At 57.3% G+C, this 18086-nt stretch carries 18 protein-coding genes; 14 read left to right on the forward strand and 4 right to left on the reverse strand.

The window, feature by feature from the left end:
* Position 1: 1 nt before the first annotated feature.
* Positions 2 to 1921, reverse strand: coding sequence for an OmpA family protein (locus tag AC2FGE_RS09215; protein ID WP_496818920.1), 1920 nt, complete (start codon positions 1919 to 1921; stop codon positions 2 to 4).
* Between the two features lie 63 nt (positions 1922 to 1984).
* Positions 1985 to 2947 carry a 4-hydroxybenzoate octaprenyltransferase gene (gene ubiA / locus AC2FGE_RS09220; protein WP_496818921.1) on the reverse strand — a complete coding sequence of 321 codons (963 nt, stop codon included), beginning with the start codon at positions 2945 to 2947 and terminating at the stop codon, positions 1985 to 1987.
* Positions 2948 to 2959: 12 nt separating this feature from the next.
* Here ubiA and AC2FGE_RS09225 point away from each other — a divergent pair, with 12 nt between their 5' ends.
* The 10 genes from AC2FGE_RS09225 to pheT all read left to right on the forward strand — a co-directional run bounded on the left by AC2FGE_RS09225 (position 2960) and on the right by pheT (position 13538).
* A complete protein-coding gene (locus tag AC2FGE_RS09225) occupies positions 2960 to 3685 on the forward strand; it encodes a 16S rRNA (uracil(1498)-N(3))-methyltransferase (protein ID WP_496818922.1) in 726 nt (241 codons plus the stop codon).
* Positions 3682 to 4344 carry a hypothetical protein gene (locus tag AC2FGE_RS09230; protein WP_496818923.1) on the forward strand — a complete coding sequence of 221 codons (663 nt, stop codon included), beginning with the start codon at positions 3682 to 3684 and terminating at the stop codon, positions 4342 to 4344. The genes AC2FGE_RS09225 and AC2FGE_RS09230 overlap by 4 nt, the downstream gene beginning before the upstream one ends.
* Positions 4341 to 4868 carry a hypothetical protein gene (locus tag AC2FGE_RS09235; RefSeq protein ID WP_496818924.1) on the forward strand — a complete coding sequence of 176 codons (528 nt, stop codon included), beginning with the start codon at positions 4341 to 4343 and terminating at the stop codon, positions 4866 to 4868. The genes AC2FGE_RS09230 and AC2FGE_RS09235 overlap by 4 nt, the downstream gene beginning before the upstream one ends.
* A 67-nt stretch (positions 4869 to 4935) precedes the next feature.
* Positions 4936 to 6306, forward strand: a complete 1371-nt coding sequence (locus tag AC2FGE_RS09240; protein ID WP_496818925.1) for a glutamate--cysteine ligase — start codon at positions 4936 to 4938, stop codon at positions 6304 to 6306.
* A 106-nt stretch (positions 6307 to 6412) separates the two neighbouring features.
* A complete protein-coding gene (locus tag AC2FGE_RS09245) occupies positions 6413 to 7483 on the forward strand; it encodes a Hint domain-containing protein (protein WP_496818926.1) in 1071 nt (356 codons plus the stop codon).
* 85 nt (positions 7484 to 7568) lie between these two features.
* On the forward strand, positions 7569 to 8642 hold the full coding sequence (gene pheS / locus AC2FGE_RS09250) for a phenylalanine--tRNA ligase subunit alpha (protein ID WP_496818927.1): 1074 nt from the start codon (positions 7569 to 7571) through the stop codon (positions 8640 to 8642).
* A gap of 110 nt (positions 8643 to 8752) precedes the next feature.
* Positions 8753 to 9217, forward strand: coding sequence for a hypothetical protein (locus AC2FGE_RS09255; RefSeq protein ID WP_496818928.1), 465 nt, complete (start codon positions 8753 to 8755; stop codon positions 9215 to 9217).
* Between the two features lie 192 nt (positions 9218 to 9409).
* Positions 9410 to 10213 carry a CE1 family esterase gene (locus AC2FGE_RS09260; protein WP_496818929.1) on the forward strand — a complete coding sequence of 268 codons (804 nt, stop codon included), beginning with the start codon at positions 9410 to 9412 and terminating at the stop codon, positions 10211 to 10213.
* A gap of 83 nt (positions 10214 to 10296) precedes the next feature.
* The gene (locus AC2FGE_RS09265) at positions 10297 to 11070 is read left to right on the forward strand and encodes a type 1 glutamine amidotransferase (protein WP_496818930.1); all 774 of its coding nucleotides are present in this window, start codon (positions 10297 to 10299) and stop codon (positions 11068 to 11070) included.
* Positions 11071 to 11141: 71 nt separating this feature from the next.
* On the forward strand, positions 11142 to 13538 hold the full coding sequence (gene pheT, locus AC2FGE_RS09270) for a phenylalanine--tRNA ligase subunit beta (RefSeq protein ID WP_496818931.1): 2397 nt from the start codon (positions 11142 to 11144) through the stop codon (positions 13536 to 13538).
* Between the two features lie 45 nt (positions 13539 to 13583).
* Here pheT and AC2FGE_RS09275 read toward each other — a convergent pair whose 3' ends face one another.
* Positions 13584 to 14468: a LysR family transcriptional regulator gene (locus AC2FGE_RS09275; RefSeq protein ID WP_496818932.1), complete on the reverse strand. Its 885-nt coding sequence runs from the start codon at positions 14466 to 14468 to the stop codon at positions 13584 to 13586.
* 84 nt (positions 14469 to 14552) lie between these two features.
* On the opposite strand from AC2FGE_RS09275, the gene AC2FGE_RS09280 reads away from it, so the two are divergent.
* Together AC2FGE_RS09280 and AC2FGE_RS09285 are read left to right on the forward strand one after the other, a co-directional pair.
* Positions 14553 to 15188, forward strand: coding sequence for a class I SAM-dependent methyltransferase (locus AC2FGE_RS09280; RefSeq protein WP_496818933.1), 636 nt, complete (start codon positions 14553 to 14555; stop codon positions 15186 to 15188).
* An 85-nt stretch (positions 15189 to 15273) separates the two neighbouring features.
* On the forward strand, positions 15274 to 15723 hold the full coding sequence (locus tag AC2FGE_RS09285; protein WP_496818934.1) for a YtoQ family protein: 450 nt from the start codon (positions 15274 to 15276) through the stop codon (positions 15721 to 15723).
* 62 nt (positions 15724 to 15785) lie between these two features.
* Here AC2FGE_RS09285 and AC2FGE_RS09290 read toward each other — a convergent pair whose 3' ends face one another.
* Complete coding sequence (locus AC2FGE_RS09290) at positions 15786 to 16484, reverse strand: glutathione S-transferase family protein (protein WP_496818935.1); 699 nt, start codon at positions 16482 to 16484, stop codon at positions 15786 to 15788.
* Between the two features lie 145 nt (positions 16485 to 16629).
* Between AC2FGE_RS09290 and mscL the strand changes: the two genes are divergently transcribed.
* Both mscL and AC2FGE_RS09300 read left to right on the forward strand, forming a co-directional pair.
* Positions 16630 to 17058, forward strand: coding sequence for a large conductance mechanosensitive channel protein MscL (gene mscL, locus AC2FGE_RS09295; protein WP_496818936.1), 429 nt, complete (start codon positions 16630 to 16632; stop codon positions 17056 to 17058).
* Positions 17059 to 17169: 111 nt separating this feature from the next.
* Positions 17170 to 17964, forward strand: a complete 795-nt coding sequence (locus AC2FGE_RS09300) for a mechanosensitive ion channel family protein (RefSeq protein WP_496819252.1) — start codon at positions 17170 to 17172, stop codon at positions 17962 to 17964.
* The last annotated feature ends 122 nt before the right edge of the window (positions 17965 to 18086 follow it).

Here is an 18086-nt window from a genome sequence, read left to right on the forward strand (position 1 = left end):
CTTACTGGTCCTCTGCATCCGCATCGGTTTCCGATGCGGTCGTGTCGGTCTGTTCTGCGGCGCCTGTCTCGGATTCAAGCGCTTCGAGCCCTGTCTCGGTGTTATCGGTGGGCGCGGGGCGGATCAGACGAAACTCGATCCGGCGGTTTTCCTCACGGCCCTCTTCGCTGTCATTGTCGGCGATGGGCTGCGTTTCACCATAGCCAACGGCTGTGTAGCTTGAGGTTGGGATTCGCCGTCCGCGCAACTCGTTCAGGATGGATTGCGCACGCGCCTGGCTGAGTTGCTGGTTCATCTCTTCGCGGCCTTGACTGTCGGTGTGGCCCTGAATCTCCATCCGGATTGGGCCACAGTCGCGCAGGATGTCGGCGATTTGATTCACTGTATCGCGCGAGTCGCTTGCAATCGTGGCTGAGCCGGGTTCGAACGCGATTTTGCTGGCGGACTGTATCTGGGCGATCTGTTCTTCGCATTGCTCGGGGTCGGGCAGGGCGTCCTCGGGCTCGGGTGGCTCCACATAGGTGATCGACAGGCTGAACTCTTGCGCGTCGCCTAGTTTCTCGGACAACAGGCGCGCGATCCGGGCCTTTGCCTCTTCGTCATGGCTGGTACCATGCAGGTCGACCGTCTCTGTCGTGACCGTCAGCGCGCCATTGTGAAGCTGGGACAGTGCCTCAAGCCCGGCTAGAACGCGCACGGGCCAATCCCCCGGAAGGTCGGGGACAATTCGGGTCGCCGTGTACACATGCTCCGAACCGAAAGTTGCGCGGGCATAGCTATCGACCATGTCGCGCAGTGTTTCATCGCCGACCCGGCCGCGCAATTGCACAAGCCCTTCGGGGCTGCGGGTGGCTGAGAATTCGGTGGGTTCGTTTGCTCCGTCTGCCTCTGGTTCCGGCAAAATGGCGTGCAGGGCGAAGACCTCGGGCAGGGCATTTTCCAACTCGCCCACCACACGGTCAAACACGTTCGGATTTGTGCCCTGCGCGGCGATCAGGGTCATATCTGCGTCCGATATCGTCAATGACCCCTGACCGATTTCTGCCAGGGCCTTGATCCCCAGCGAAGCCGCCTCGGGCCAGCGCGGCGTAGGGACGCCCAGCCCAATGGTACAGCTGAAAGGGGAGGTTAAACTCGCGGACTGAGCCGCTGCCATGATCTGGTCGCGGGCTTTTTCATCTTGAGCCGAGCACGCATCAAACTGCCCGCCATCAGCCCCCATGAGATAGCGCAACGTGAAGGGTGTGATCACCGGGCGCGGGGCCGAGATCGACAGACCGATCCGCAAGCTGGGCGGGGCAGCGCGGGTCAGCGCCTGCTCCAGCCTTTCTTTCTCGGCCAGACTGTCGGCAATCGCAGTCACCCGGACCAGCCCCGGGCTGGCCGATATTTTGGCACGGGGCAGTCGTGACAAGGCGTTGATGGCATAGGTAATGGCATCGTCCCAGCCATCTGGCTTGGGATAGTCCGCGGTTTCCATCAGATCCGACACTGCCACGGTCGGGTCCAGGTCGTTTAACCTCTCGACAAGTTCCTCCCGATCCTCACTGGCCGGGATCAGGCCAATGATTGAGATACCGCTGTCATTGCGCAGAATCTCAGTCGAAAAGCGGGGCGCAGCCAGCGCGCTTGTCAGGGTGACATCCATCTCGTCGATGACGCGCGAGGTATCGACCTCAGTGCCTGCGGCGGTCAGGGCGTTAAAGCGTTTGGCCTCATCCGGTGCGGTCCCTGTCAGCACAACGCGCAGCCCGTCGGAGTGCACTTCGGCCCAATCATGGCCGCTCAGATCCAGCGCGCGGCGCACGGCAAACTCCGACGTTTCCTCGATCTTTGTGACGGCAAAACTGGCCGCCAACAGTGAGAGCCCCGCAGACACAACAAAGATCAGGGAAACAGACAGAATATAGGGCAGACGCATGTGTGGGCTTTGAACTCCTCGGGCGTTTGGCGGACTCTTACAGACCCCGGCCAGCAGGTGCAATCAGAGCAGCAGTGCGGCGCAGAGGAAGATCAGCGGAATAAGGCCGGTGTCGCGGTTGGAATGGAACAACTGCAGCAGCTTATCATTGTGCTCGATGTCCAGCCCGCGCAATTGCCACATCATGTGCCAACCCATGGCCCATGGGCCGCCAAGAGCAACGACCAGTGCCAGAATGGATGCATGAGGCACCATGGCATCAACAATCGACAGCCCCATCAAAGCCACCGTGATCACCAGAAAATACTTGAGCCAATTGGCCGTATCGGTACCAAACAGGCGCGCTGTGGATTTGATCCCCACAAGCTCATCATCTTCGGCATCCTGATGTGCATAGATGGTGTCATAGAACAAGGTCCACGCAATTCCCGCCAGATACAGCGCGATTGCGGGCCACCCCACGCTGCCCGTGTGGGCTGCCCAGGCCAGCAAAGCGCCCCAGTTGAATGCAAGGCCCAAGAACACCTGAGGCCACCATGTGAACCGTTTGGCAAAGGGATAGATCGTCACGGGCAACAGCGACAGAACGCCCATCGCTATGGCGGCTTGGTTGAAGCTGAGCAGGATGCCCAGAGCCAGCACACATTGCAGGATCATCCAGATCACAGCTTGCCGAACGGTAACCTGCCCGGATGGCAGAGGGCGCGACCGCGTGCGTTCCACCTGTGCGTCGAACTCGCGATCCGTGATGTCATTCCAGGTGCAGCCCGCACCACGCATCAGGAAGGCACCCAGCGCACAACCGATGGCGATCCACAAATCTTCAAGCCTGGGTCGCCCGTCATGCAAAATTGCGAGCGCCAAACCCCACCAACAGGGAATCAGCAGCAGCCATGTGCCGATAGGCCGGTCCGCGCGGCTGAGGCGCAGATAGGGGCGGGTGAAGTCCGGGGCATATGTGTCAACCCAGTTACCGCTTACGGCGTCAGCGACCTGACCATCTGGTGTTGGGGCATTGCCTTGCATATGTAAGGCCTCATGAGTGCGAAGATCAGACTGTATGTAGATCAGCCTTTGGGTCAGGGGCAATCGGTTGAATTGACGCGCGAGCAGGCCCATTACCTGTTCGGTGTCATGCGCCTGTCAGTGGGTGGGGCTGTGGCCCTGTTCAACGGACAAGACGGCGAATGGCTGGCCAAGGTTGCCGAGGCCGGAAAACGGGGTGGTGTTCTCAACTGCCTGGAACAGACAAAGTCGTTGCAGTTACCGCCTGATCTGTGGCTCCTGTTTGCTCCGATCAAAAAGGCGCGCACGGATTTCATCGTGGAAAAAGCAACCGAAATGGGTGCCGCGCGGATCTTGCCTGTGCAGACCGAATTCACCAATTCCGAGCGTATCCGGCAGGACCGCCTGCAAGCCCATGCGGTTGAGGCTGCCGAGCAATGCGGTGGAACCTACGTACCCGAGGTCGCTGATTTGCAGCGGTTGGATCGAGTACTGGACACATGGCCCGTAGGTCGGGGGCTGATGTTTTGTGACGAGGCCGAGGTCGGCTCAGCCCTGCGATTGGCCGCCAATGAGAAAGGCCAGCCATGGGCCATTCTGATCGGCCCCGAGGGTGGGTTTTCTGATAAGGAACGCGCGCGTTTAACTGCATTGCCGTTCGCGCATGTGGTCAGCCTTGGGCCCCGTATCCTGCGGGCCGATACGGCGGCGGTGGCGGCGCTGACCATGTGGCAACAGGCGTTGGGGGATTGGTCGTGAAACAACAGCCGAGACAAGAACTTCATCTATTCTTCTCAACTGAGTCCAGTGATGCAGTAATACTCTATCGGGCGAGCAATAGTCTTTACCGGCTGATCCATTGGCAGACCAATGGAGACATTTTCACCTTTGGACAATGGATCAAGACTCGTATCTACGAAAGCGATTGCGCACTTTCCCCAGACGGTCGCCACTTCTTGTACGGCGGGATGACAAAAAACTCCTCCGACCTCTTTATGGCAATCAGCAGGCCTCCTTATTTTACGGCTTTGGAGTATTTTCCAAATCTGATCTCATACTCGTGCGGGGGGTTCTTTGTTGATAATACGACCATTTCACTTCTGGACTCCGCAGATGACCAAGGCATTGAAACTCTGAGATCTGGTTTCAGATTAGATAGATCCAAAGGGCCGTGGTTGCACTTGAGACCTCGGTCTGAATGGCAAAATACGCCTGAACAAGAAATCACGAGATTGCGAAAAATGGACAGCGAAAGAAGAGGTAAACCTTCTGTGCTTGCGAATTGTTATCACTGTGAAGGCGCAAAGCTATTTCGCAAGACCGCAGACGGCAACAAATTGATAGGAGACTTTGGAGGGATGCAGTTTGAGAGTATTCCGGCACCTTACAGCGGAATAGAAAGCAAATCTTCCAAATGAGCTTTATCCGACCCGAAGCAAAACTGGCCCTGTGGCGCTGGCGCGAAGTGCTCATCGCCGTGTTTGTGTTGATCCTCGGCCTCAGCTGGATCAATGGGCCGGGCGGTTTGCTGGGGTGGCTTGGATGGGTATTGATCGTGGTCGCCGCAGCGCTGGCCTTGGTCGGGATTCAGCGCGCCCGGTTCCGCACGGGATCTGGCGGGCAGGGCATCGTGACGGTGGATGAGGGTCAGATCACCTATTTTGGCCCGCTCGATGGTGGCATGGTCGCAACGCGTGAGATTGAGAGGCTGGCGCTTGATCCCACCTCGACCCCTGCGCATTGGGTTTTGGATCAACCGGGGCAGCCGACGCTTCACATTCCTGTGAATGCGGAAGGGGCTGAGGCGCTGTTCGATGTCTTCTCGGCGCTGCCGGGGCTGAAAACCGAACAAATGCTGACGGAATTGAACGGCCGCTCGGCCCATCCGGTGGTGATCTGGGAACGCACGCCCTCACGCCCTGCGCATCTTCGGTTGCATTGACACCGGCGCTGTTTCCGCTCACGACTGACCACCAAGACAGACACATCAGGATCGGAGCACAGGTCTCATGTCCATCCCTCAGTCCGGCGGCGGACCGATCGAACGCCACGAACAACTGGCCGAATACCTGGAATCGGGTTGCAAACCCAAGGAAGATTGGCGCATCGGGACCGAGCATGAAAAGTTCGGCTATTGCAAAGACAGTCTGAAACCGCTGCCGTTTGAGGGCAAACGTTCGATCGTGGCGGTGCTGGAAGGGCTGCGGGATCGCCATGGCTGGGGCGAGGTGCGCGAAGGCGACAAGCTGATCGGGCTTGAAAAAGACGGGGCCAATGTCAGCCTTGAACCCGGCGGCGCGCTGGAGCTGTCAGGTGCTCCGCTGGAAACGATTCACGAGACTTGCGACGAGGTGAATGTTCACCTGCGCGAGGTGAAGGATATTGCCGACGAGATCGGCGTGGGCTTCATTGGTCTAGGCGCGGCCCCGATCTGGACCCATGACGAGATGCCGTTGATGCCCAAGGGGCGTTATCGGCTGATGAACGACTATATGGAAAAGGTCGGCACCATGGGCCGCGTCATGATGCGCCGGACATGTACCGTTCAGGTCAATATCGACTTCGGCTCCGAGGCCGACATGGTGCAGAAACTGCGCGTTGCTCTGGCTTTGCAGCCGGTGGCGACGGCGCTGTTTGCCAATTCTCCGTTTTTCGAAGGCAAGCCTAACGGCCAGAAAAGTTGGCGCAGCCATATCTGGCGGCACCTGGATGATGCACGCACCGGTATGTTGCCCTTTGTGTTCGAAGACGGATTCGGGTTCGAACGCTATGTGCAATATGCGCTGGATGTGCCGATGTATTTTGTCTACCGCAACGGTGAATACATCAACGCCTTGGGGCAGTCATTCCGGGATTTCCTGAAAGGCAAATTGCCCGCTTTGCCGGGTGAAACGCCAACCTTGTCGGATTGGGCCGATCATCTGACCACCGCCTTCCCAGAAGCGCGGATCAAGAAATTCATGGAAATGCGCGGGGCCGATGGTGGCCCGTGGCGCAGGCTGTGTGCATTGCCAGCCTTTTGGGTTGGCCTGACCTACGACCAAGGCGCGCTGGATGCCGCCTGGGATCTGGTCAAGGATTGGGATGCAGAAACGCGCGAGGAATTGCGGGTGCAAGCCGCCGTCAAAGGCCTGCAAGCGCAAGTTGGCGACATCAACATGCACGATCTGGCGCGCGAGGTTGTGGCGATCTCAGAAGCGGGCTTGAAATCACGCGCCCGTCCGGGTGCCGGGGGTCTTGTGCCAGATGAGACGCATTTCCTGAATGCGCTGAAGGAAAGCATCGAAACCGGCAAGGTGCCTGCTGATGAGTTGCTGGAACACTACAATGGTGATTGGAACGGCGATCTGACGCGGATTTATCCCGAATACAGCTACTGAATAGGCCATTTTCCGGTTAGCATTCGGTTTGCCAGTGTCTTCCTCTCGGATTGAATACGGTCTGGGACGACGGATATTGTCGCGTGTCTGTATCGGAGGGTGATGATTGGCCCGTATCAGCGAACTCCACTATTCCAACGCCTATGCTGCAAGCTCGGGCGTCAGCGAATTTCTGGAAGTGTCGATTGGTGCTTCCGAAGACCCGGCCAATTTCACTGTGTCCTTCTATCAGGCCAATGGTCAGGTCGGGATCGAAATACCGCTCACCAGCGTTCCAACAGCGCAAGTGACCGTCGACGCCGACAACAATGAGGTTGTCTATGTAATCTCAGCGGATGACTTCCCGATCCTGCTCACTGATCCAAATGGTGGCGGCTCGACAAACTACGAAGCCTACGCCCTAACCAACACAGCCACAGGTGAGGTGATCGACTTTTACGATATTGGCGGCGGCACAACGAATATTGTTGCTCAGAATGGGCTTGCAGCCGGGGAAACCTCGGTCAATCTGCCAGTGTTGGTCGGCCCGAACCAAACCACGACATCGCTGCAGTTCAATCGACCAGACACCAATACGCTGGTCTATGGGCCGTTAAGCCCCGGGGACAGCGGCGCCGCCTGCTTCACCGCCGGGACGATGGTGGATACATCGGATGGGGCGCGAAGGATCGAAACGCTGCAACCGGGTGACGCTGTCTGCACGCTGGACAATGGCCTGCAACCGGTTCGTTGGGTCGGCCAGCGTACCGTGCCCGGTCGTGGTCGGTTCGCGCCGATCCGGATTTGCGCAGGTACGCTGGGAGCAGAAGTTGATGTGCTGGTCTCGCCGCAGCACCGCATTTTGATATCCGGCTGGCAGGCAGAACTGATGTTTGGCGAGGCCGAGATATTGGTGCCCGCCATATCGCTGGTCAACGGAACCACCGTGATCCAGTCGCCGAGCGATAGCGTCACCTATGTTCACCTGCTGTTTGATCAACACCAGTTGCTCAGTACTGCGGGTCTTGTCTCGGAAAGCTTTTTCCCTGGTCGTCAGGGTCTGGCTGGGTTGGCACCGCAAACCGCCGAAGAATTGTTTGCCCTGTTCCCGGAACTCCGGCGCTCACCTGCGTCTTATGGCAAGGTTGCACGACCCGTTCGGCACGGCAAAGCCGTGGCTTTGTTGCGCTCGGTCTGATTGCACCATGCGCCCCCTCTTGCTTTCGCGGGCCGCTGTGATAGCAGGTCGTCAACAGCAATCAGGGCCAAGTTCAGGAAGCGTCATGGACGATCTAAAGACAAAATATCTGGGTCAGATCGCCGAGGCGGGCGACGAAAACGCGCTTGAGGCGATCCGCGTCGCTGCCGTGGGCAAAAAAGGCGAGGTCGCGTTGAAGATGCGCGAGCTGGGCAAGATGACGCCCGAGGAACGTCAGGTCGCAGGCCCGGCGCTGAATGCCCTAAAGGATGAAATCAACTCGGCGCTGGCCGCAAAAAAGGCTGCGCTGGCCGATGCCGCACTGGATGAGCGTCTGCGCACCGAATGGCTGGACGTCACCCTGCCGACCCGCGCGCGCCGTGAGGGCTCGATCCATCCGATCAGCCAGGCGACTGAGGAATTGACCGCGATCTTTGCCGAACTGGGTTTCTCTGTCGCCGAAGGGCCGCGGATCGAGGATGACTGGTACAACTTTGATGCGCTGAACATTCCCGGCCACCACCCCGCGCGGGCCGAGATGGACACGTTCTATATGCACCGAGCTGAGGGTGATAACCGCCCGCCGCATGTGCTGCGCACCCATACTTCGCCCGTTCAGATCCGCTCGATGGAGCTGCAAGGCGCGCCGATCCGCGTGATCTGCCCGGGCGGTGTGTACCGCGCTGATTATGACCAGACCCACACGCCGATGTTCCATCAGGTCGAAGGGCTGGCCATCGACAAAGACATCTCGATGGCGAACCTGAAATGGGTTCTGGAAGAGTTCGTGAAAGCCTTCTTCGAGGTCGACGACGTCGAACTGCGCTTCCGCGCCTCACACTTCCCCTTCACCGAGCCATCGGCCGAGGTTGATATCCGCTGTTCCTGGGACAATGGTCAGCTGAAGATCGGTGAGGGCGACGACTGGATGGAGATTCTGGGCTCTGGCATGGTGCACCCCAAGGTGATCGCCGCCGGTGGGATCGATCCGGATGTCTATCAGGGCTTTGCCTTTGGCATCGGCATCGACCGTCTGGCGATGCTGAAATACGGCATTCCGGATTTGCGGGCGTTCTTTGACAGCGATCTGCGCTGGCTGCGCCACTATGGGTTTGCGGCGCTGGATATGCCGAACCTGCATGGTGGTTTGTCGCGGTGATTGAAGTAGCCTCGTCAATCTGGGCGACTCTTGATCCAATTCACGACGAACTAATCGGGCTAGCTTTCACGTTATTGGCCGCTTGCGTGCTATTCTTGTTTAGGCCGCGCGTGAAACTGATTTATGGGCGCGCCAATAACTCCCGCAATATCATTTCTGTGCCAACGGAGGATAGCACCAGCAACGGCAACCACACAGAAATCTACACTGAAAAGTTTTTTCTCCAGAATGTTGGAAGTAAGCCAGCTACAAACGTGGAGTTTGTGTTGTCGGATTTTCCAGCGGACATCTCAGTTTGGCAACCGCGAAATGTAGAATACAAAAATGTCGAAAAAGGACATTGCTTGGTCACGATACCGCAAATGGCCTCTCGTGAGTTGGTCATTGTCGATTGCGTATACTTAAACCAACGGGCGGCCTTTGTCGCATCTGTTAAATGTGCTGAGTGCATAGGAAATGAAGTTCCATTTTGGACAGTTCGTCGCTTTTCATGGTGGATCAACACATTGATAGCCGCTCTCATGTTTTTTGGAGTTGCTTATCTATTTCAGATTGTTTTCAAGCTTTTCGCTTGATGTCCGGTCCGCACGGGCTGGCGATTTGTCTCCGTTAGCTCTCCGTTTGAACGGCACACGGATTTGGCCAGCATAAATTGCCCACCACTCCCCGGAGATCGCCATCCTACCGTCTGGCGATGGCGCGGCTTGTTACAGGTTCCCACAGGGTTGTGACGTGACTCGGCGCTCAGGCTGGGTAGGGTCAGGTCCATGATCTATCGACTGCTTTTCCTCCTGCTGACCGCTTCACCCGCCTTTGCCATGGGGCCCTGGAACACCGAATGCCACGGCGATACCGCCTGTCAGGTCGGCGACCGTTCGTACCACGTGCTGGAGCCTGACGGCTGGGATGGCGAGACACCTCTGCCGGTGCTTCTGCACTTTCACGGCTGGGCGCGGCAGGGGACCGTGGTGGTGAACCATGAACGCATTGCCGGGGCCACAAAACTGCGCGGCGTGCTGCTGGTCGCCCCGAACGGGCTGCGAAAAACATGGAACTTCTGGACGTCGGACACAGGCGACGTGCCCTTTGCCGACCGGGTGCTGGAGGATGTGGTCAAGCGCTATCCCATTGACCAGGACCGCATCTATGTCTCGGGCTATTCTTATGGCGGCGCGATGGCATGGCGCTATGTGTGCCAGTCGGGCGATGACATCGCCGCCTTGCTGGCTGTGGCCGGATCGATCCAGCAGACCGAACATTGCCCAGAGGCCCCGGCCGAGGCGCGCCATGTGCATGGCCTGCGCGACAAGGTGATGGATTTTCCCTATGGCGCGAATGGCGACACCACCTATCCGGTGGCGCTTTGGCGCGCGAAATACGACTGCCACGATGCCATCCCACGCGGCGATTGGAGCGTGGTGCCGATCCTGACCCTCAGCCGGGTGGAATGGACCGATTGCGCGCAGGGGCAAGTGGTGCTCGATACCCATCCCGGCGGGCATTTCATCCCTCATGGCTGGATTGGCTGGCAATTGGATGAGCTGTTGGGGCATGATCCCACATACCCCTGACCCGGAATGCGACACGCCCTGTCGGTATCAGCGGAGTTTCTGACGCGCTGCGCTCGGTATCCTTAACGAAACGGGGAGCGGATATGACCGGATTTCTGATCGTTGAAGGCAACACTCCGAATATGGTGGCACGGGGCCATTCCGGGGCGAGGGGTTTTGTTAATACGCTGAGCGCCCTTGTTCCCGAGGCCGAGTTGCGGATCTCGAACCCTTATGAGGGAAAGCTGAATGAGGCGGATTTGCAGGGGATGGACGGGATCATCTTTACCGGCTCCGGTGTCCACTGGTCTGTGGATGCTCCGGATGGGGCTGCTCAGCACGACGCGATGGAGTTCGCATTGTCCGCAAATCTGCCCATCTGGGGTTCGTGCAACGGGTTGCAGTTGGCCATGTTTGTTCTTGGTGGCGCGGTTGGGGCGTCTCCGGTCGGAATGGAAGTGGGGATGGCGCGGGATCTGGCTGTGACTGAGGATGGCGCTGTCCATCCCATGATGGCGGGCAGGGTTTCGGGTTTTGCCGTGCCGTGTATCCACAGGGATGAGGTACAGGTTTTGCCCGATGGCGCAATGCTGCTGGCCGAGAACACGCATTCAAAGGTGCAGGCCGTGGCCTATGAGTGCGACGGGATCCGGTTCTGGGGTGTTCAGTATCACCCCGAGCTGAGCTTGAAAGACATCGGAGACTACGTGCGTGGGCGCGGCATTTTCTCGACACATGAGGGTCTCGCTGACGATCTTGACGATGCCGAGGAAGACGTCAGTGCCGCCGCTCGGCTGGGAACACGACCCGACCAGGTTGTGTTGCACCAGCGCAGCCTTGAATTGGCGAACTGGTTGCAATTCGTCACGAACGGCTAAGCGGCTCTTCCACCTTCGCGGATTATCCGTTACACGCGATCCGACCCGAAAATTCTGGCGGATAGCGACCGATGAAATTCACTCTCTCCTGGCTGAAAGACCACCTCGATACCGATGCTTCGGTTGATGAGATCGCCGAGGCTCTGACCGATCTTGGCCTTGAGGTCGAAGAGATCGTGAACCCGGCGGACCGTCTGGCGGGCTTTACGCTGGGCCATGTGAAACATGCCGAAAAGCACCCCGACGCTGACAAGCTGCGCGTATGCACGGTTGAGACCGATGAGGGTGATTTGCAGATCATCTGTGGCGCCCCCAACGCGCGCGAAGGCATCACGGTCGTGGTCTGTAAACCGGGCATGTATATTCCCGGTCTGGATATCACCATCAATGTTGGCAAGATCCGGGGTGTCGAAAGCTATGGCATGATGGCGTCTGAGCGTGAGCTGGAGCTGTCGGACGAGCATGACGGTATCATCGAGCTGCCCTCGGGTGAGGTTGGCGACCAGTTCGTTGACTGGCTGGCTGAGAATGACCCGTCGAAGATCGATCCGATGATCGAGATTGCGATCACCCCCAACCGCCCTGATGCGCTGGGCGTAGCGGGTATTGCGCGTGATCTGGCAGCACGTGGTTTGGGGACGTTGAAGATACGCGACTACATTCCGGTGCCGGGTGATTTTGAAAGCCCGATCAAGGTGACCATTGATGAGGATACTCTGGACGGTGCGCCGCATTTCACGGGGCGATTGATCAAAGGTGTGAAGAACGGCCCAAGCCCGCAATGGCTGCAGGATCAGTTGAAGGCGATTGGCCTGCGTCCGATTTCGGCGCTGGTGGACATCACAAACTACATGACCTTCGACCAAAACCGCCCGCTGCACGTGTTTGATGCGGACAAGGTGCAGGGCAATCTGCGCGTTCATCGCGCCAAAGGTGGCGAAACGCTGGTGGCGCTGGATGAGAAGGAATACACGCTGCAACCCGGCATGATGGTGATTTCGGACGACAATGGCCCGGAATCGATTGCTGGTATCATGGGCGGAGAAGAGACAGGCTGTACCGACGAGACAGTGAATGTCTTCCTCGAAAGCGCGTTTTGGGATCATGTACAGATTGCCCTGACGGGTCGTGCGCTCAAAATCAACTCGGATGCGCGGTATCGGTTCGAACGCGGCGTTGATCCGGAATACACGCTTGAAGGGCTGGAACATGCGACCCAGATGATCCTGGATATCTGTGGTGGCGAAGCGTCCAAGGTGGTTGAGGCCGGCAAAGCGCCCAAGCATGCGCGTGCCTACAAGCTGGATGCGGAACGTGTGCGGTCTCTGGTTGGCATGGACATTCCAGAAAGCGATCAGCGCCAGACCCTGACGCGTCTGGGCTTCCGTCTCGAAGGTGAAATGGCCCATGTGCCCAGCTGGCGCCCCGATGTCATGGGTGAGGCTGACCTGGTGGAAGAGGTCGCGCGGATTGCCTCGTTGACCAAACTGCAGGGCAAACCGTTGCCGCGTGTGACCGATGGAATCCCGAAGCCGGTGATGACCCCGACTCAGCGCCGCCAGTCGATGGCGCGTCGCACCTGTGCTACGCTGGGTTACAATGAATGTGTTACCTACACTTTCATTGATCAGCATGCAGCGGCTTTGTTCGGAGGGGGGGACGCGGCGACCCAGCTGGAAAACCCGATCTCGTCCGAGATGAGCCACATGCGCCCCGATCTACTTCCCGGATTGCTTCAGGCTGCTGCCCGCAATCAGGCGCGCGGCTATACGGATGTTGCCCTGTTTGAGGTTGGCCCGGTTTTCCATGACGGCGAGCCGGGGGAACAGCTAACGCAGATCACCGGCCTTCTAGTTGGCCGCTCGGGTCCAAAGGACGTGCATGGCGCATCCCGCCCGGTCGATCTATTTGATGTCAAAGCGGATGCCGAGGCTGTGCTGGCGGCCATCGGTGCGCCCGCCAAGGTTCAGATATTGCGCGACGGGGATGCATGGTGGCATCCGGGCCGCCACGGCAAGATTTGCCTGGGTCCGAAAAAGGTGTTGGGCGTATTCGGTGACTTGCACCCGCGCATTCTGCAGGCCATGGACATCAAGGGCCCGGCGATGGCGTTCACCATCTGGCCGGATCAGGTGCCTCTGCCCCGTAAATGCTCCGCGACCCGCGCGGCTTTAGAGCTGCGTGATCTGCAAGCGGTCGAGCGTGACTTTGCCTTTGTCGTCGACGAAGGCGTCGAAGCGCTGACGCTGGTCAACGCCGCTGCGGGTGCTGACAAGGCGCTGATCGAAGATGTGCGCGTCTTTGATGAGTTTATCGGCGGTAGCCTGGGTGAGGGCAAGAAATCCCTGGCCATCACCGTGCGCCTGCAACCCACTGACGCAACGCTGAAAGAAAAAGATATCGAGGCGGTGGCCGAGAAGATCATCGCCAAGGTTTCCAAAGCGACGGGCGGTGTCCTGCGCGGGTAACCGAAGCAACATACACTTTGCAGAGCGCGCCTTTTGGCGCGCTTTTCAGTTCGAGAAGAACTTGGTCAGCACATCAAAGACCAACCGGATGCGCCGACTGGTGTGCAATTCGCGATGCGCGACCAACCAGATCGGAAATTCAAAAGGGTCCATGTCAGGTAGAACCCGTTCCATTTCCGAAGCCGCGTCCCCCACATTCTGCGACATGGGTGCGATGCCGAAGCTGTGCTTGGCATATTCCCAGGCAACAACGCCATTTTGTGAACCGAGCCTGAAGTTATCTTCTGTCAGATGAATGCCAAGTGGCTCCAAATAAGCGATCATCTGATGGGTGTCGCCGAAGCTAATGAAGTCGTGGTTGGACAAATCGCCTTTGGATTTAGGGTGTCCCATGCGGTTCAAATACGCTGAAGACGCGTAAAAGTGGCCGGGCGCTTCCTGCACCAATTTGGCGATAAGATCAGGTTGTTCAGGTCGCACATGGCGGATTGCGATATCGGCTTCGCGCCGCATCAGATCACTCACATCGTTCGAAGCGATCACTTCTATTCGCAGGCGCGGGGCCTGCGCCTGAACCTCGTGTAGCAAATCCGGCAGAATGTGTGCTGACATGATATCGCTGGCAGTGATCCGAACACGCCCCTCGATCGATTGTGCCTGACCAGATGCAGTCAAGGCGATCCGGTTGGCAGCTTCACCCATGGCGCGCGTGTGTTCCAGGATCTCCAAACCAGCCTGCGTGATTTCTAACGAGCGGCCCACGCGCTCGAACAGCAAAACGCCCAAATCAGCCTCAAGCGCAGCGATCTGGCGGCTAAGTGTTGGTTGACTCTGTCCCAGTTGCCGCGCCGCTGCTGAAAGCGATCCGGTATCAGCGGTCGCCAGAAAAGCGCGCATGTGGTTCCAATCAAATTCGTCGATTCTAGTCATACAAATATGTATAAGTGTTCTGCGATCTTCCGCAATTCCTATTCAATATCCGCATGAGTAGATAGGCCGCAAAGGAGATTTACCATGAAGACTGGTGCAAAATTCTGGGATGGCATTGCCGCGAAATACGCGCGTAGCCCAATCCGCGACATGGAGTCGTATGAATACACTCTGGGACGGACCCGGTCCTATCTGACCCAACAGCAAAATGTTCTTGAGCTTGGATGCGGAACAGGCTCAACCGCGCTGCTGCTTGCATCGTCAGTCGCATATATCACGGCCAGCGATTTTTCTGAATCCATGTTGGATATTGGCCGGGACAAGGCGAAAAAAGAAGGGATCGGCAACATCTCATTCACGCCCATAGACATTACCTCGCCCGATGATGAACAGTCCTTTGATGTCATTCTTGGCTTCAACGTGTTTCATCTTGTGCCGGATATCGAAACGGCCTTTGCGGACATCTATGCACGTCTGCCCTCGGGCGGGTTGTTCATATCCAAAACGCCTTGCCTTACCGAGGGAAATTTGGGTTTTAAATTTGGACTGATGAAACTTATGCTGCCTGTGATGCAGCGTTTTGGCAAAGCGCCTTATGTGAACCTGTTCGACATAAAAACGCTTGAAACCGCGATCACAGATGTCGGCTTTGAAATCGTCGAAAGCGGGAACTATCCGGCGAAGCCCCCATCTCGGTATCTGGTGGCGCAAAAGAAATAATCATCATCAGCAAGTTCTTCGACTTACGCATTGGGCTTTGCGTGATTGGCCTTTAAGTAGGGTCCAAACAGTTTTGGAGGGAACCATGGGCCTGAACGTCTATCTATCCGGGGAAATTCACACCGATTGGCGCGAACAAATCATTGACGGCGCGCAGAGGCTGGATGTTTCATTCAACAGCCCGGTCACCAATCATGCAGCCAGTGACGATTGCGGTGTTGCCATTCTGGGCGCTGAGCCGAACAAGTATTGGCATGACCAAAAGGGGGCGATGGTGAACGCGATCCGCACGCGTAAGGGTATCGCTGACGCAGATGTGGTCGTTGTGCGGTTTGGCGAGAAGTACAAACAGTGGAATGCGGCGTTTGACGCCGGATACGCAGCTGCCTTGGGCAAATCGTTGATCGTGCTGCACGGGCCGGATCATCAGCACGCGCTGAAAGAGGTCGACGCCGCTGCGCTCGCCGTGGCTGAGGAGCCCGCTCAGGTGGTCGAAGTTCTGCGCTATGTGCTGACCGGCAAGCTGCCGGGCTAAGAATATGGGCTTGCGACCGGTTCTGGCCGCAAGCCCGATGTCGGCAACGGGCGTGGGGGGTCTTAGTCTCGCGCGGGTGTCACCAAGCCTTTTTGAACCGCAGGCCGTTCAAGGAAACGATCTAGATAGGCCACGACATTGGCGTGATCGTCCCAGCCGACCAAATCCTTCGCTTCATAGAAATCCAATCCACGCAGCCAGGGCGCAATGGCCATGTCAGCGATCGAGTAGTCTCCGGCAACCCAATCCTGACCTTCAAGCTGCTGGTTCAAGACGTTCAGCAGCCGCTTGGCTTCGTTGACATAGCGCTCGCGCGGGCGGGGGTCTTCGATCTCGCGGCCTGCGAATTTGTGGAAAAATCCTAGCTGGCCAAGCATCGGCCCAATACCACCCATCTGAAACATCAGCCATTGGGTGATATGGTGTTTGTCGGATGCGTTTTGACCGATGAACTTACCGGTCTTTTCGGCCAGATACAGCAGTATCGCGCCGCTTTCGAACAGGCCGATAGGTTCACCATCAGGACCGTTGGGATCAATGATCGCCGGGATTTTGTTATTGGGGTTCAACGACAGGAACTCGGGGCTTTTGACGTCGGCATCGGCCAATGTGACCTTATGCGCCTCATAAGGCAGGCCGGTTTCTTCCAGCATAATCGAGGCTTTGACCCCGTTTGGGGTTGGAAAGGAATAAAGCTGAATGACCGACGGATCTTTGGCGGGCCATTTTTGAGTCACGGCAAAGCGGGCTAAAGAGGACATGGGCTCTCCTGAATGATCTGATTGGGGAAAAATAGGCACGCTTTCCCATAAAAAAATATGTTTTAAGGTGCAATTAGCGCACAATTACTCTGCGCCTATGCGCGAACAAAGGCGAAAAACACTAACAACAGGAAAGAGGGAACACATGATCCAGGAGTTCAAAACATTCATTGCCAAGGGCAATGTCATGGACATGGCTGTGGGTATCATTATCGGTGCTGCATTCACTGCAATCGTGACATCGCTGGTTGGGGACCTGATCAATCCATTGATTGGTCTGTTCACAGGTGGGATTGATTTTACCAATAACTACGCTGTGCTTGCAGGTGAGGTTGCCGAAGGGGCCAGCCTGGACGCGGCGCGTGAAACCGGCGCTTCGGTGTTTGCCTATGGGGCGTTCATCATGGCGGTCATCAACTTTCTGATCATCGCATGGGTTGTGTTCATGCTTGTGCGGTCAGTGAACCGCGTTAAGGATGCGGCTGCCAAAGAAGAGGAAGTTGCCGAAGAAACGCCCGCTGGCCCAAGCGAGCTGGATATCCTGATGGAAATCCGCGACGCTTTGAAGAAGTAACGCTCGAATTTGGCAAGAAAACAGGGGCTCCGTATCATTGGCGGCGCCCTTTCAATTTGATCAAGAAGGAAATCAGACATGGATCAGACGGTCGATATGGCAAATCAAGCCATGGATTTAGCAAATAGCTACATGCCGATCCTGTTGAACGCGGGCAAGGCTTTGATTGTTCTGATCATCGGTTGGATCGTGGCAGGGATGGTATCGGGCGTTGTGCGGCGTCGCATCAACAAAACGCCTCAGATCGATCCTACGCTTGGGAATTTTGCGGCCAGCCTTGTCAAATGGGTGATCTTGGCGATCGTCCTCGTGGCCGTTCTTGGGATCTTCGGGATCGAGGCCACAAGTATCGTTGCCATTCTGGGTGCTGCCTCTCTGGCGATCGGTCTTGCGCTGCAAGGCACGCTCAGTGATCTGGCGGCGGGCGTGATGCTGGTTGTGTTCCGACCCTATAAGCTGGGTCAGTATGTGGATATTGGCGGAACGGCGGGAACGGTCAAAGACCTGAACCTGTTCACCACTGAACTGGTGACGCCAGACAATGTACAGATCATTGTCCCGAACGGGCAGGCCTGGGGGTCGGTGATTACCAACTACTCTGCGCATGAAACGCGGCGTGTCGATCTGGTGTTCGGTATCGATTATGGTGACAGCGCGGATGAGGCCATGAAGATCATTTTGGATGTCGCCAATGCGGATGCGCGCATCCACAAGGATCCAGAGCCTTGGGTGAGGGTCACAAATCTGGGTGACAGCTCGGTCGATCTAACTGCGCGTCTGTGGTGTGCAGCGGCGGACTACTGGGATGTGAAATTCGAGCTGACCAAGACCATCAAGGAAGCCTTCGACGCCAAGGGTGTCTCGATTCCTTATCCGCATTCGGTCGAAATTCAGAAGCAGGGCTAAAGGCTCCCGCCCGTCGATCGCGCATTCAAAATGCCCTTCTCCGGTCGGGCCCGGCGCCGCACTGTCGTGTGGCGCTGTTTCGTTTTCTTGACGGTTTGTTTTGAACACCCGCGCCGCGCCAT

It is taken from the genome of Ruegeria sp. YTSA075, assembly GCF_059610245.1.

Bases quoted from the DNA above. Each gene is read 5' to 3' on its own strand.
- AC2FGE_RS09265 (WP_496818930.1), top strand. From the start codon at position 10,297: ATGACCGGATTTCTGATCGTTGAAGGCAACACTCCGAATATGGTGGCA.
- AC2FGE_RS09235 (WP_496818924.1), top strand. From the start codon at position 4,341: ATGAGCTTTATCCGACCCGAAGCAAAACTGGCCCTGTGGCGCTGGCGC.
- ubiA (WP_496818921.1), bottom strand. From the start codon at position 2,947: ATGCAAGGCAATGCCCCAACACCAGATGGTCAGGTCGCTGACGCCGTA.
- mscL (WP_496818936.1), top strand. From the start codon at position 16,630: ATGATCCAGGAGTTCAAAACATTCATTGCCAAGGGCAATGTCATGGAC.
- AC2FGE_RS09275 (WP_496818932.1), bottom strand. From the start codon at position 14,468: ATGACTAGAATCGACGAATTTGATTGGAACCACATGCGCGCTTTTCTG.
- AC2FGE_RS09285 (WP_496818934.1), top strand. From the start codon at position 15,274: ATGGGCCTGAACGTCTATCTATCCGGGGAAATTCACACCGATTGGCGC.
- AC2FGE_RS09280 (WP_496818933.1), top strand. From the start codon at position 14,553: ATGAAGACTGGTGCAAAATTCTGGGATGGCATTGCCGCGAAATACGCG.
- AC2FGE_RS09240 (WP_496818925.1), top strand. From the start codon at position 4,936: ATGTCCATCCCTCAGTCCGGCGGCGGACCGATCGAACGCCACGAACAA.
- AC2FGE_RS09300 (WP_496819252.1), top strand. From the start codon at position 17,170: ATGGATTTAGCAAATAGCTACATGCCGATCCTGTTGAACGCGGGCAAG.
- AC2FGE_RS09215 (WP_496818920.1), bottom strand. From the start codon at position 1,921: ATGCGTCTGCCCTATATTCTGTCTGTTTCCCTGATCTTTGTTGTGTCT.
- AC2FGE_RS09225 (WP_496818922.1), top strand. From the start codon at position 2,960: ATGAGTGCGAAGATCAGACTGTATGTAGATCAGCCTTTGGGTCAGGGG.
- AC2FGE_RS09290 (WP_496818935.1), bottom strand. From the start codon at position 16,484: ATGTCCTCTTTAGCCCGCTTTGCCGTGACTCAAAAATGGCCCGCCAAA.
- pheS (WP_496818927.1), top strand. From the start codon at position 7,569: ATGGACGATCTAAAGACAAAATATCTGGGTCAGATCGCCGAGGCGGGC.
- pheT (WP_496818931.1), top strand. From the start codon at position 11,142: ATGAAATTCACTCTCTCCTGGCTGAAAGACCACCTCGATACCGATGCT.
- AC2FGE_RS09260 (WP_496818929.1), top strand. From the start codon at position 9,410: ATGATCTATCGACTGCTTTTCCTCCTGCTGACCGCTTCACCCGCCTTT.